The sequence below is a fragment of the Halostagnicola sp. A56 genome (assembly GCF_000691505.1).
In the GTDB taxonomy this organism is placed as follows: Archaea; Halobacteriota; Halobacteria; order Halobacteriales; family Natrialbaceae; genus Halostagnicola.
The window spans coordinates 147,889-162,026 of record NZ_JMIP02000017.1 but is presented as its reverse complement, the minus strand read 5'-3'; the positions used below and the strand labels follow the sequence as shown (position 1 = coordinate 162,026).

10 protein-coding genes and 1 pseudogene are annotated in these 14,138 nt (G+C 62.7%); 7 read left to right on the top strand and 4 right to left on the bottom strand.

Annotated features, from left to right (window positions below):
- Positions 1–95: 95 nt before the first annotated feature.
- On the top strand, positions 96–812 hold the full coding sequence (locus tag EL22_RS07900; RefSeq protein WP_050050990.1) for a hypothetical protein: 717 nt from the start codon (positions 96–98) through the stop codon (positions 810–812).
- A gap of 62 nt (positions 813–874) precedes the next feature.
- On the opposite strand, the pseudogene EL22_RS15970 reads toward EL22_RS07900, so the two are convergent.
- Positions 875–1,033 (bottom strand): annotated as a pseudogene (locus EL22_RS15970) (tetrahydrofolate dehydrogenase/cyclohydrolase catalytic domain-containing protein); the annotation flags it as partial.
- Between the two features lie 265 nt (positions 1,034–1,298).
- On the opposite strand from EL22_RS15970, the gene EL22_RS07895 reads away from it, so the two are divergent.
- Positions 1,299–2,288, top strand: coding sequence for a hypothetical protein (locus tag EL22_RS07895; protein ID WP_050050989.1), 990 nt, complete (start codon positions 1,299–1,301; stop codon positions 2,286–2,288).
- 43 nt (positions 2,289–2,331) lie between these two features.
- On the opposite strand, the gene glyA is transcribed toward EL22_RS07895, so the two are convergent.
- A complete protein-coding gene (glyA, locus tag EL22_RS07890) occupies positions 2,332–3,585 on the bottom strand; it encodes a serine hydroxymethyltransferase (RefSeq protein ID WP_050050988.1) in 1,254 nt (417 codons plus the stop codon).
- Positions 3,586–3,737: 152 nt separating this feature from the next.
- On the opposite strand from glyA, the gene EL22_RS07885 reads away from it, so the two are divergent.
- Positions 3,738–5,810: a hypothetical protein gene (locus tag EL22_RS07885; RefSeq protein WP_050050987.1), complete on the top strand. Its 2,073-nt coding sequence runs from the start codon at positions 3,738–3,740 to the stop codon at positions 5,808–5,810.
- A gap of 527 nt (positions 5,811–6,337) precedes the next feature.
- On the opposite strand, the gene EL22_RS07880 is transcribed toward EL22_RS07885, so the two are convergent.
- On the bottom strand, positions 6,338–7,201 hold the full coding sequence (locus EL22_RS07880; RefSeq protein WP_050050986.1) for a CoA ester lyase: 864 nt from the start codon (positions 7,199–7,201) through the stop codon (positions 6,338–6,340).
- A gap of 165 nt (positions 7,202–7,366) precedes the next feature.
- Here EL22_RS07880 and EL22_RS07875 point away from each other — a divergent pair, with 165 nt between their 5' ends.
- Both EL22_RS07875 and EL22_RS07870 read left to right on the top strand, forming a co-directional pair.
- Positions 7,367–8,767 (top strand): NAD-dependent succinate-semialdehyde dehydrogenase, encoded by a 1,401-nt coding sequence (locus EL22_RS07875; protein WP_050051258.1) that lies wholly within the window; start codon positions 7,367–7,369, stop codon positions 8,765–8,767.
- A 76-nt stretch (positions 8,768–8,843) separates the two neighbouring features.
- Positions 8,844–9,314 carry a MaoC family dehydratase gene (locus EL22_RS07870; RefSeq protein ID WP_050050985.1) on the top strand — a complete coding sequence of 157 codons (471 nt, stop codon included), beginning with the start codon at positions 8,844–8,846 and terminating at the stop codon, positions 9,312–9,314.
- A 16-nt stretch (positions 9,315–9,330) separates the two neighbouring features.
- Here the strand turns inward: EL22_RS07870 and EL22_RS07865 are convergent, their stop codons facing one another.
- Positions 9,331–11,865, bottom strand: coding sequence for a DNA topoisomerase I (locus EL22_RS07865; RefSeq protein WP_050050984.1), 2,535 nt, complete (start codon positions 11,863–11,865; stop codon positions 9,331–9,333).
- 213 nt (positions 11,866–12,078) lie between these two features.
- Here EL22_RS07865 and EL22_RS07860 point away from each other — a divergent pair, with 213 nt between their 5' ends.
- Together EL22_RS07860 and EL22_RS07855 are read left to right on the top strand one after the other, a co-directional pair.
- A complete protein-coding gene (locus tag EL22_RS07860) occupies positions 12,079–12,627 on the top strand; it encodes a hypothetical protein (protein WP_050050983.1) in 549 nt (182 codons plus the stop codon).
- A 281-nt stretch (positions 12,628–12,908) separates the two neighbouring features.
- Positions 12,909–14,114 (top strand): Nramp family divalent metal transporter, encoded by a 1,206-nt coding sequence (locus EL22_RS07855; RefSeq protein ID WP_050050982.1) that lies wholly within the window; start codon positions 12,909–12,911, stop codon positions 14,112–14,114.
- The last annotated feature ends 24 nt before the right edge of the window (positions 14,115–14,138 follow it).

Below are 14,138 nucleotides of genomic sequence, written 5' to 3'. Positions count from 1 at the left end.
GACCCCGCTGCCGATTGGGTCCGTGCGTCCGAGTTCGGTACCGGTCGACTCGACGAGTCGGTGAACCTTTTGACGTCCCGACCGAAGGTGGGTTCATGAAGATTCGGGGCGAGCGCGAATGCACCGAGTGTGGGACCCGCTGGTCGTACTACGAAACGGGGAACGTGAGCTGTCCACACTGTGGGACGCTCCGGAGCGTCGGCCTCGACGACCGAACCGAACACACGGACCTGCAGATCGAGTTCGATCTGACGCCGGTTCGAAACACCGTCGACGACAGCACGACAGGCGACCTCGCAAAACGGTGTCGTGAGCGCTCCCGGGAGTACGTCCGCCAGCGCGGGTTCATCAGAGGCGGCGACCTGCGCGAACTCGACGATACGTACCTCGCGGCCGCCGAACTAGTGCACGTCGCCGACATCGTCGCGCGCGAACGGCAGCTCGCAGAGCGCGACGAACTCTACTTTCTCACGCTACTCGAAGTCACAGATCAGGGGCGACGCCCGCCTGCATCGGAGGTTCCGGACTCGCTTCGATCGGCTCGCGGGATCGCCGTCGCCAACGCCGTTCGAGACTACCGACGCGATATTCGCACCTGGAGCGAGGAGCGGACGCTCACGACCGACCAACAGCGCGTCCTCGAGACCTTGGGGGACCACGTCACGCGAATCCGCATGCTCGAGGGTGATATTCGACCGGAAACCGCCGAAACCCTCGTTCGTGCGACTCGCGAACTCACGGCGGCCCTGCAGGGCGAACCGGAAGCGGTCGAGCGCGCGACCCAACAGCTCGAGACCCTCGAGTTCGAGTAAAACGACTGTCGAATTCTGCGCGCTATCAGTGCGAAAGCGACGTTAGGGAAGTTCGACGTCGATTCCCTGCTGTTCACGTACGTCTGACTCGCAGGATCGTCGCCCATCAGGACGGTCGCGAGCCCCGGCCGCGTCCCGGCGTCGGCGAGCGTTTCGATCGCGTCGGTCAGTCCATCGCGGATCTCGCTCGCAACGGCGTTTCCATCGATGATCTCGGTCATCACTCGAGATGCCGTGAGCGAGCGTAATCAACGCTCGGGTTTGTGCCTATTTTCCCGTCCCAGTGAGTCTGTATATGCACGTTCGTGGCCATCATCGACGGACTGGCGCTGCTTCTTGGTCGAACCGTCCCCAGTAATCCCACTCTGGTGACCTGAACAACAAATAGGGTGAGTCGGCTGAAACGTCGGTGCCAGCGGGCGACAGGCATACAGTGCACCAAAAACCATAACACGAATATAGTCAAATTAATAACATACTCTACAAATGGATGGGATCAAATTGACGCGACGGGAAGAAGTCGTTTCTGGGTGTTTATTGGTCGGTCTCGGCGGCTGTAACTCCCTGCCAACGTCTCTCGGAAACTCCCCTCCACCCGGCGCTGACGAGCTCACCGCGGGAACAGTCCCCGCTGAAACCGACCCGCTCTTGTTGGTCTTTCCCGACGAACTGGAACCCGACTCCGCCGCGACGACCATCGCTGCGGGACTCCTCGAGTCATCGCCGTTTACGGAACTGTCCGCCGGGCTCGCCGATCTCGTTACCGGGTCGTCGTCGGAAACCGCTTCCGCGGTCGGAAAAGTAGCCGTGCTGGGATCGAACGCGGGTTCCGGGAGCGCTGGCGTCGTCTGGGCCGAGTGGTCAGACGACGAGCTCGTGGCGCTCCTCGAACAATCCGGCCAAGACGCGACCGAAGCCGAGACGGCCGACGGACGGACCATTCACGAGGCCGGTGGCCAGAGCGCGGTAGTCCTCGGCGAGCACGTCTTCGCAATCGGGACGGATGATCTCGTTCGCTCTGTCGTCGACGTTTGGCACGGCGATGGCGACCCCGTTTCGGACGCCGTCTTGGGGCCGTTCGAACGCACCGATCGAGAGTCGCCGGTCCGCTTTGCAACGACCGGGCGCGCGTTCCACGATGACCCAACACCACCGCGGAGGGCGGCGTACGACCCAGTTACGAACACGTCGATTTCAATCACCAGCGGAGATGGCGACGCGACTGTCGATATCGCCTATCAGGTCGACTCGACCGACGCCGCCGAGTCGCTCGCCGATGCCCTACGTACAGACCTCGGTCTCGAGACTACAGCGGACGCGATCGACCCCGTTCTTCCGCGGGGGATCCGCAACGACCTGACAGTCGATCGAACGTCGACGGTCGTATCGGTTCGATACCAGCATTCAGCCGAGGCAGTGGCTGAGTACGGTAACGATATCCTCACGACCCTAGAAGCGATAACCGGGAAACAGTAGGCGACTACGAGCGACCGAACGAGCCGGTGTAGACTGGGATCTCTTACTCGTCTTCGTACAGCGGGTTCTCCGCACACAGCGTCTCGACTTCCTCGCGGACCTCCTCGAGGACGCTCTGGTCGTCCGGATTGTCGACGACGCGCGCGATTAGATCGCCGACGGTTCGGCAGTCGTCCTCGTCGAAGCCGCGGGTGGTCAGCGCGGGCGTGCCGGCGCGGATGCCCGAGGGGTCGAAGGCCGAGCGCGTCTCGCCGGGCACCGTGTTCCCGTTGAGGACGATACCCGCGGCCTCGAGGGCCTCTTCGGCGGTGCCTCCGGAGGTGTCGGGGTGGCTCTCCCGGAGGTCGACGAGCACGAGGTGGTTGTCGGTGCCGCCGGAGACGAGCGAGAAGCCGTTGTCGGCGAGGGACTCGCCCAGCGCCTTCGCGTTGGCGACCGTCTGCTCGGCGTACTCTTCGAACTCGGGTTCGAGGGCTTCCTTGAAGCCGACGGCCTTGCCCGCGATGTTGTGCATGAGGGGGCCGCCCTGTCCGCCGGGGAACACCGCCGAGTCGATGCCGTCCGCGTACTCCTCGCGCGTCATGACGATGCCGCCGCGACCGGAGCGGATCGTCTTGTGGGTCGACCCAGTGACGAAGTCGGCGATGCCGACCGGCGAGTCGTGGACGCCGGCGGCGACGAGACCCGTGATGTGGGCGATGTCCGCGAGGTGGTAGGCGTCGACCGCGTCGGCGGCCTCCTGGATGCGCTCCCACTCGATCTCGCGGGGGTACGCGGAGTATCCCGAGACGATGATATCGGGCTGGAATTCCTCGGCCTGCTCGGACAGTCCCTCGTAGTCGAGATAGCCGGTGTCGGGGTCGACCTCGTACTGCTCGACGTCGTAGAGCTGACCCACAAAGTTTGCCGGGTGGCCGTGACTGAGGTGGCCGCCGTGGGTCAGATCGAGCGAGAGGATCTTGTCACCGGGCTCGAGCATTGCGAAGTAGACGGCCTGGTTGGCCTGCGTGCCCGAGTGGGGCTGGACGTTGACGTGTTCGGCACCGAAGAGCTCTGTGGCGCGGTCGATGGCGTGCTGTTCGACCTCGTCGGCGTACTCGCAGCCGCCGTAGTACCGCGAGCCGGGATACCCCTCGGCGTACTTGTTCGTCAGGGCGCTGCCCTGCGCGTCGAGGACCGCCTTGCTGACGTGGTTCTCGCTCGCGATCATTTGAAGCGACGACCGCTGCCGATCGACCTCGTTCTCGAGGGCGTCGGCCACGGCGGGATCGACTGCCCGGACGTGGTCGTGTTCCATAGTAAATTCCGTGATTGGGCGCTCCATAAGTGTACCTTTCCTCGGCAAGTGAGGTCGCTTCCGGCTTCCCGGTACCACGGTAGGCGCTGACAAATGAACGTATTCTGTTAACTCGATACAACTAAATTAACCGCTTACTATTCAACGAATTGATGCTGCGGTGGGATTTCGTTGACGATAGGCTTCGAGTCACAGACGCCGACAACGCGACGATCGTCGTCGAAGGAGAGGGCCTCGAGGTCGCGGACTCGAGTCCCGGAATCAACAGGCCCGTCGACGAAACGGTGGTCGTCACGGCCGAACAGCTCCGACTACCACACGCCGTCGTCTACGCCTCGAATCTCGGTTCCGGAACACAGCACGAACTCGATCCGCACGGCGAACCGCTCTCGCTCGCCCCGGGCGAATACATCGTCGATATCGACACGCGAATCAAGACGTACCTTCGGTTCTCGGGGGCGGCCACGATTGACCGGACCGACGACATCGAAACGGTCGTCGTTTCGTTCCCGGAGCGATCGAGACTCGTGCTCGGATTTCGGAGCCGACACGAAATCCCGGCCGACACGATCACGGTTCCGGACTCACCGCGGGGCCTCGCGAGTGCGATAAGCCACCTCCACGTCTCCCAGAAGACGACCAGCCCCGATCGATCCTATCCCTCCCTTCGCGGTCACCCACCTCGGATCGAGACGGGCCAGACGCTCGAGATCCCGTCGACGGTCACGAGCGGAGCGAGTGAATCCGGGATCACCATCACCGTCCCGCCGCGGTACGAGGACCTGTTCGTCGTCGCACCGCTGGCGTACTACCTCCAGGCGTCCGTCGAGACGAGTGCGCACGAACCTGCTCGACTCTCCATCGAGGGCTACGATGTGTCAGTGCCGTTGCCGTCGATGCCCGCGCTCGAAGGCGATGTCGAGCAGTTGCTCCGCAAAGTGTTCTTTCTCGATTGTCTGGTTCGAAACGCCGGTCCGTTCAGTACGTCTCTCTCCGAATTGGACGTGCTCGAATCCCTCGAGATCGACAGCGACCGGCTGTACGCGGGGACGATTGGAGAACGGCTCGCGAGCTATCTCGAGATCCCCTACGAAACGATCGAACACCGGCTCCCCGACTGGCACCTCTCGACATATGTCGAGGCCGGTCCGGACACCGTCGAGACGCTGCCGTTCCTGCTCGATCGAATGAGTCTGATCTCGATGCCGAAGTGGTCCGAACTGTGTGAACAGGAACTCGTCGAGCGATCGCTCGACGATTTCTACCGGAGCGGAACTGCCGACACCCGATCTGGCGGGCAGATTCCATCCATCGACATCGTCAAGCCGGAACTACAGAGCGGATGCGTCCACGGCTGGATCGCCGATGGCGTCCCGATCGATGTCTTCAAGTCGACGCCCGAGGCCTACCAGAACCGCCTTCAGTACCTCGAGCGATGGAGCGACGCCTCGTCGATCGCCGTCGTATTGAACGACCCCGAGATGGCCGGCGAGCACGAATCGGTGGCGAAGATCTACCGGGAACGCGCGGACGCGCTTCCGATCGAACTCTCCGTCGAAGAATCGCTCACGACCGACGAACTCGCTCGCGTCTTCGAGGCCGAACACGACTTCGTCCACTTCATCGGCCACTGCGAAACGGACGGCCTGTGCTGTCCGGACGGCACGTTTTCGACGAGCACGCTCGAGTCCTGTAACGCGCAGACGTTTTTCCTGAACGCGTGTGGCTCGTTTTACGAGGGACTCGAGCTCGTCGAGAACGGTAGCGTCGCCGGCGCGGTGACACTTCAGAAGGTGCTGAACGACCACGCTGTCAAAGTCGGCTCGATGTTCGCGACGTTGCTCGTACACGGATTTAGCATCGAACGCGCCATGGACCTCGCTCGGCGCCGTATTATGATGGGCAAAGACTACGCGGTCGTCGGCGACGGCACCCACTCGCTCTCGCAGGGAGAACAGCAGTACCCGACGACCATCACGATGGATCTGGTCGACGACGAGCAGTATCTCCTCTCTATCGAGTGTTACTCGACCGGAGACACCGGCTCGTACTACTTTCCGCACGCAGACGGAAACGACAACGCCTACCTCTGTGGATCCCCGTCGAGGCTCTTGCTTTCGGCGGACGAACTCCCCGCCTTTCTCTCGGAAGCGAACGCGTCGGTGATCTACGACGGCGACGTATACTGGTCCGAAAGATTGTCAGAAAACTTCGAAAGTTCGTGATTACGGTCCGCCGTAGGTACTCACTCGCTTTGCCTGTAGCGTCGATAGCGTGTCCGAAAAGATATCGTCGATTACGTGCGTTCCTCTCTGACGATCGATGCGACGCAGATCATGTATAACGCCCATACAGGTAGCAGTATCAGTCCCTTGTATATAGTAATTACCATTACTATCCTCTCCTCTAACCAGTCACCGATAGCACTGATTAGACGGTTCGATTGACGTGGGAGACGAGGGGTGACGAGCCGAGGTCGAAATACATATGTTATATTATATTTTCTGTCCCTGATCGGAACCGGTCTTCCGATTCATCTCTCATTTAAGACTATTTCGGGTAGAACGAAGCACTGACCGATAAAAATTACCAATATTCGTCGATTTGGGACTGCAAACTTTCGAACGGGTTGGTTTGCTCCGACATACACAGCTATTTTTCCGACCGGGGGATAAGCGTAGCGAATGTCTGTCACGGTCAGTTTTAAAACATATATAATTCATATAAATATGGCTTAGGATGGCAAGACCGTTCAGTTCGACCCGATGTCGTCGTCCGCTCGGTCGAGAATTCGTTCGGCGTGTGCGATCAACGGCGCGTCGATCATCTCTCCGTCGACCTCGAAGACGCCACGGTCGTCGTCGTCCGCGTCGCGTTTGGCCGCGAGGACGTCGCGGGCCCACGCCACCTCCTCGCCGGTGGGTGCGAACGCCGCCGCGATCGGATCGACCTGCGCGGGGTGGATCGCGAGTTTGCCGTCGTAGCCTAGTTGCGCGGCGAACGTCGCCTCTTCACGCAGTCCGAACTCGTCCTCGAAGTCGGTGAAGACGGTGTCGATTGCATCGACCCCGGCGGCGGCCGCAGCGAGGACGACGCGCTCTCGAGCGTAGAGCACTTCTGTCCCCTCGGTCGTCCGCGTTGCGCCGATGTCAGCGGCGAGGTCTTCCGCGCCGAACGCGAGCGCGGTAGTTTCGGAGACCGACGCGATTTCGGGCGCGGCGAGGACGCCCGCCGCGCTCTCGACGAGCGCGAAAATCGGCAGCGTCGCGCCGCGGTCATCGAGGCGATCGACGAGCGATCGAACGTCTTCGCTCGAGGCCACCTTCGGAAGCATGAGACTATCGACGGCCGAATCGTCGTGATCGGCTCCGAAGATCGCCTCGAGATCGGCCGCGACAGCGGTCGAACCCGGATTGACGCGCACGCACACTTCGCAGTCGGGATCGAAGTCGGGGTCATCGAGGACGGTCGCGACCGTCTCTCGCGCCGTCGGTTTGTTCGACGGCGTGATCGCGTCCTCGAGGTCGAAGACGATCACGTCCGCGCCGAACCGGGGCGCTTTTCGGAGTCGGTCGGCCTGATCGCCCGGTGTGAACAGAACGCTTCGACGAGCCATACGGTGTCTGCGTGGGTGAGCGAAGTGAAAGTACGGGTCAGTTTCGACGAGCGACGGGTCGATCCGCGGCGGGCGGAGAGGCGGTTCGTCGCTCGAGAACGCAGCCGTCCGCCATCGATCGACGCCACCCTGAAACCTATGAGTCTGCTCGTCGTCACGCTACCCATGTCGATCGAGAGCACGAACCCAGCGACCGGCGAGACCGTCGAGACGTACGAGGAGGACTCGAGTGCGGACCGAGACGAAGCGCTCGAGCAGGCCGAAGCGGTGTTCGACGAGTGGCGCCAGGTTCCGATCGAGGATCGGCAGGCGATGCTAACGCGGGCGGGCGAACGACTGCGAGAGAACGAATCGACGTACGCGGAACTGATGACCGCGGAGATGGGCAAACCCATCGCACAGAGCCGTGCCGAGGTCGAAAAGTGCGCCTGGCTCTGTGACTACTACGCAGAACACGCCGCCGAACACCTCCAGGACGAGCGAATCGCGACTGAGGCGGACGCCCGAACGCTCGTCAGCTACGAGCCCATCGGGACGGTGATTGCGATCATGCCCTGGAACTTCCCGTTCTGGCAGGCGTTTCGCTTCGCCGTGCCGAACCTCGCCGCGGGTAACGTCGGGATTCTGAAACACGCCTCGAACGTTCCCGGCTGCGCTCGAGCCATCGAGGAGGTCTTCCGAGAGGCCGGCTGTCCCGAGGGCGCGTTCACGTCCCTGCTGATCGGCTCCGACGAAATCGACGAGGTCATCGCCGACGACCGAATAAAGGCCGTCACGCTCACCGGCTCGAGCGGCGCGGGTCGTTCGGTCGCCGAAACGGCCGGCAGCGAGCTGAAAAAGACCGTCCTCGAACTCGGCGGAAGCGACCCGTTCGTCGTCCTTGACGACGCGGACCTCGAACTCGCAGTCGAGAAGGGGACCCAGGCCCGACTCATCAACTCGGGACAGTCCTGCATCGCCGCGAAACGATTCATCGTCGTGGAAGATGTCTACGACGAGTTCCTCGAGGCGTTCGTCGAACGCATGGACGAACAGGTCGTCGGCGATCCGACGGACGAGGAGACCGACGTCGGTCCGCAGGCTCGCGAGGACCTGCTCGAGACGCTCGACGAACAGGTACAGGAGACCGTCGAGCAGGGCGCGGAGTGTCACATCGGCGGCGAACCGATGGATCGCGAGGGTGCGTTCTATCCCCCGACGGTCCTGTCCGATATTCCTGCGGGATCGCCAGCTGACCAGGAGGAATTGTTCGGGCCCGCCGCAACGGTGTTTCGGGTGCCCGACGAGGAGGCGGCCATCGAGAAGGCAAACGACACCCAGTTCGGCCTCGGCGCGAGCGTCTGGACCGAAGACTATGCTCGAGGTGAACGCGTCGCCAGACGCTTCGAGTCGGGAATGGCGTTCGTGAACGAACTCGTCAAGTCCGATCCAAGACTGCCCTTCGGGGGCGTCAAGGCCTCCGGCTACGGCCGCGAACTCGCCGAAGAGGGTATTCGGGAGTTCCTCAACGAGAAGACGATCTGGGTGCAACACCAGAACGGCGAGGACGACGGACTGGTCGAGTGACAGAAACCGTTCCACGCCGCGGTCCGAACTCGAACGACCACCGATACTTTTCAATCCGACCCGCGACTGCTGTGGTATGACCGGGCTGTACTACGAGGACCTCGAGGTCGGCGAGATCATCGAGCACGAGCGCCGTCGGACGATATCCGAGAGCGACAATCAGCGCTTTTGCGATCTGACGATGAACCAGCAGCCCTTGCACCTCGATTCCGAGTTCGCCGCGGAGACCCGGTTCGGCGAACGGATCGTCAACGGCCTCTACACGATGTCGCTTGCGGTCGGGATCTCGATCCCCGAAACGACCGACGGGACGATCGTCGCGAACCTCTCCTACGACGACGTCGAGCATCCCGCGCCGGTCTTTCACGGCGATACGATTCGCGCACAGTCGACCGTGACCGAGAAGCGAGAAACGTCAGACGGCGAGCGCGGCGTCGTCACAATGTGTGTCGAGGTCTTCAACCAGCACGACGAGCTGGTCTGTTCGTTCGATCGAACCGTTCTCTCGAGAAAGCGCGAGCACGTCGACAGCCAAAACGAAACCTAGCGGCTGAGGAGGCCGATTAGGCCTTTGCCTGCCACGTCCGAATCCGATCCGCGCTCACGCCCTCGACGCTCTCGGCGACGGCGTCCGGATCCGCGTCGGAGAGATCCGCGACGTCTTCGATGCCCGCGTTCGCGAGCTTTTCGACGGTCTTCGCGCCGATCCCCTCGAGCGCCTCGAGATCCGAGCCGCTATCGGCCTCTCGCGCCTGGAACTCCCGGTAGTTACAGATCGGACAGCCAAGTTCCCACGGCTCGTCGCCGTTGTGGACGAGCAGCTCCGGGAGGTCGTGTTCTTCACAGCGCTCGTCGGTAACCTCTATCTCGCCGCGACGGGGAAGCGGCAGCGAGTACTCGCAGTCGGGATAGCGGGTACAGCCGACGAGCCTCGAGCCGTTCTGGAGCGTCTTGACGGCGAGTTCTCCCCCGTGTTCGTCACCGCACTCGGGACATTCTCCGAGGATGGGGCCTTCGCCAGCCTCCTCGGCCTTACAGAGTGCACAGCCGTGGACGAACGTCTGTCGCCCCGCGAGCATCTTCACCTCGTTGAGCCCGTGTTCTTCGCACTCCTCGTCGAGGATCAGCGGCTTGCCCGTCGAGGGCAGCGGGAGCGTATTTTCACAGTCGGGGTAGCCGTCGCAGCCGATGAAGTACGAGCCGTGGCGCGAGCGCCGGACGAGCAAGTCCTCGCCGCACTCCGGACACGGCCCGAGGCGTTTGTCGTCCTTGAGCGACTTGCGTAGCTGGTCGCCGATCTCCTCGCGGGAGTCCGCAAGGCTCGCGAAGATGTCCTCTAACATCTCGCGGGATTCGTCGGTCACGTCCTCGAGGGTCGCCTCCCCGTTCGCGATCGCGTCCATGTCGGCCTCGAGTTGGGCTGTCATCCCTTCGCTGACGACGCGGTCGGCGTAGTCCTCGGCGGCGGTGACGACGGCCATCGCGAGTCGGGTCGGTCGCGGCGGATCGCTCTCGATGTAACCCCGGTCGTAGAGCTTCTCGATGGTCTCGTGGCGGGTCGACTTCGTTCCGATGCCCAGATCCTCCATCGTCTCGATGAGCCGCGACTGGCCGTACCGTCGCGGCGGCTGGGTCTCCTTGGCCTCGAGTTCGGCGTCGGCAAGCGCGAGTTCCTCGCCCACGTCGACGGCGGGGACGAAGTTCTCGGAGGTGTTGAAGTACGGGTAGACGGCGTGGTAGCCGGGTTCGACGAGCCGTTTGCCGTTGGCCTTGAGCCGCTCTTCCCCGTCGACTTCCGCGACGACCTTGAGGTGTTCCCACTCCGCTGGATCCGCGACGGTCGCGTAGAAGCGCCGCACGACGAGTTCGAAGACCTCCCACTCGTCGTCGGACACGTCGCCGCCACGGGCGGGAATCTCCCCCGTCGGATGGATGGGCGGGTGGTCGGTCGTCTCCTCGTCGCCTTCCGTCGGAACGATTTCGTCGGCCTCGAGCAGCGACTCGGCGCTCTCGCCGAGCGTCGGGTGGCCGACGAAGTCGTCGAGCAGTTCCTCGGGGTCCAGATCGTCAGGATAGACCGTGTTGTCCGTCCGGGGGTATGTGATGTAACCCGCGGTGTAGAGGTCCTCGGCGATGGACATCGCGCGCTTGGCGGAGTAGCCAATCGCACTGGCAGCGCGGATGAACTGGGTCGTGTTGAAGGGGGCCGGCGGCGAGTCCGTCCGCGTGCGACCGTTGATGTCGACGACCGTCGCCGAGTCCGCACTCGAGAGCGTTTCGTAGACGCCCTCGGCAGTCGACTCGTCCCAGACACGTTCTGCTTCGTTGCCGTCCTCGTCGCGGTAGAAGTACTGGGCCTCGAAGGGCGCGGTCGGGTCCTCGCCGCTCTCGCCGTCGGCCTCGGCACCGTCGCCGCCGGCGGTCTTCGAGAGATCAGCGACCAGTTCCCAGTAGGATTCGGGGTCGAACGCCTCGATCTCGCGTTCGCGATCGACCATCAACTTGAGCGTCGGTGACTGGACCCGTCCGACGGAGATGAAATCGTTGCCCAGTTGGCCCGATGAAAGCGAGAGGAATCGAGTGAGCGACGCGCCCCAGATCAGATCGATTATCTGGCGGGCCTCGCCGGCGGCGGCGAGGTCGAAGTCGAGTTCGTCCGGTTCGTCGAACGCCGATTTAACCTCGTTTTCGGTGATCGAGGAGAATCGAACCCGACGGATGGGAATGTTGTCGTTCGCCTCCTCGACGATCTCGTAGGCTTCCTTGCCGATGAGTTCGCCCTCGCGGTCGTAGTCCGTCGCGATCGTCGCCCGTTCTGCCTTCCGCGAGAGAATCCGAAGCGTCGCGACGATGTTCTCCTTGGTCGGCGTCTTCTCGACGTTCGCGTCGATCAGTTCCGCGGGTTCGACGTCCCGCCAGTCAGAATACTCCGGCGGGAAGTCTACACCGACGACGTGACCCGAAAGTCCTACACAGCGCTTGCCGCCCCACTCGTAGACGTTCACCCCGTTCTCGCGACTCGAGTTCATCGAGTCCCCGCTCAGGATTTCGGCGATGCGCCGCGCAGCGTTGTCCTTCTCCGTGATTATCAGCTCCACGGTCGCTCACCTCCCGAGCCGAATCCGTCTGTCATGATCGCTCGGTACGACCGAGATTGGGATAACGCTTTCGCCGAAATTCGGCCGAAACCGCCGGATAGCGCGGGTGTGCGTGCGCTGTGCGCTCGCGTGCGCGAGGTGGCCTTCTCGAGATGTGGCGCTCTACAGGCGCGTGTGCGGACAGTTATCCCGCTGGAATCCCTCCCCGAACGTATGACGCGCCGAATGACGGTATCGCTCGACGACGACGCGGAGACGGCACTCGAGACGCTCATGTCCCAGACCGACAACGGACAGAGCGAGGTGGTTCGACGGGCGCTCGCGTTCTACGCCGCGAACTTCGAGGCGGCCAGCGGACGACCGAGCGACAACTTAGAGCAGTACTACCAGATGCTCTCTTCTGGCGAGCACGTCCTGCTCGACGTCGACTTTCTACACTGTTTTCTCGAGCACCTGTACGAGGACGGCGATCCCGACCCCGAGTTCGTCGAGGCCGCGGATCGGGTTTCGGACTATCACGCCCACGAGTACGCAGAACGATTCGAGAGCGTCGAGGAACTGCTCGAGTGGCTCTCGTTCTGCGGGTTTCTGGCCGTTCGTTCGCAGGGCGAGGGCGTCTATCAGATCGTCTTCGCCTCGGAGCCGATCCGCTGGTTCATGACGCGGTTCATCGAGCGGAGCACGGTCGACTTGTCGGTCGATCTCGAGATCGATCAGGGACTATCAAAGGTACTCATCACCGAGCGCCGATCAGCCGAGTGAGCGGGTGACGGCGCGCGATCAACGGACCGCGTTCGTTTCGATCGAAGTAGCGCTCGTTCTGACGGAAGTGGTACTCGTTCCGACCGGAGTAGCACTCGTTTCGATCGGAGTTGCGCTTCTTCCGACCGAGGCTTCTGCTCGAGACCACATCATACGATTTCATAGAGTCTCATACGAGTTCATACGAGTTCGTCGTATGCCAACGCGTACCTTATCTCGTATGATCGACTCTCAACAACCCTTTTGTCGATTACAGAGAGGGATGTGAGTGGATATCGCACATGGGTATCGTAGAACGACTCAAGGCGATCGGTCCGGGGGCGCTGGTCGCGGCGGCGTTCGTGGGACCGGGTACAGTAACGACAGCGAGCGTCATCGGGGCCGAGTACGCCTATCTCCTCCTGTGGACCATCGCGTTCTCGATCGTCGCGACGATGGTCCTCCAGGAGATGAGCGCCCGGCTCGGGCTCGTTTCTCGAGAGGGACTGGGGGAAGCGCTTCGAAACGAGTTTTCGAACCCGATCGTCAGGACGGCCACCGTCGGATTGGTGGTCGCCGCGATCGGCATTGGAACGGCGGCGTTCCAGACCGGCAACATCGTCGGCGGCGCTGCGGGGTTGGCCACCATCACCGGCGTCAGCGAAACCGTCTGGGGGCCGCTGATCGGCCTCGTCGCGGGTGCGTTGCTCTGGACGGGCAACTACAAGCTGATCGAACGGGTGTTCATCGGCCTCGTCACGATCATGGGGCTGGCGTTCGTCGTCAACGCGATCATGGTTCGACCGGACTTCGGAGCCATCGCCGGGGGACTCGTTCCTCGAGTTCCCGACGGATCGGCCTACCTGATCGCCGGCCTCGTCGGAACGACCGTCGTCGGCTACAACCTGTTTCTCCACGCGAGCACCGTCCAAGAGCGCTGGGACGGTCCGGAGGACCTCGCCGAGTGTCGTACCGATACCATCGCGATGGTCGCTATCGGCGGGATCATCACGACCTCGATCGTCGTGACCGCGGCCGCGGTGTTCCCCGAGGGAACCTCGATCGAAAACGTCGGCGAGATGGCCGACCAGTTAGAGCCGGTCTTCGGCGGGTACGCGATGACCTTCTTCGCCGTCGGCCTGTTCGCCGCCGGCTTTACGAGCGCAATGAGCGCGCCGCTGGCCGGAGCCTACGCCACCGCCGGCGCGCTGGGCTGGGAACGGGACCTCACGTCGACGCGGTTCCGCGCGATATGGGTCGCGATTCTCGGCGTCGGGATCGTCTTCTCGGCACTCGATTACAGCCCCGTGGAGATCATCGTCTTCGCACAGGTCGCGAACGGCCTTTTGCTGCCGATCCTCGCGGTCTTCTTGATCTACGCGATGAACAACGAGTCTCTGCTCGGCGAGTACACGAACGGGACGCTCCAGAACGTCCTCGGCGCGGTGATCACGCTGGTCGTCGTCGGGCTCGGTCTCCAGACGTTGTACGACGTGCTTCTCGCCTAACGAACGCACCAGCACTATCTTTCC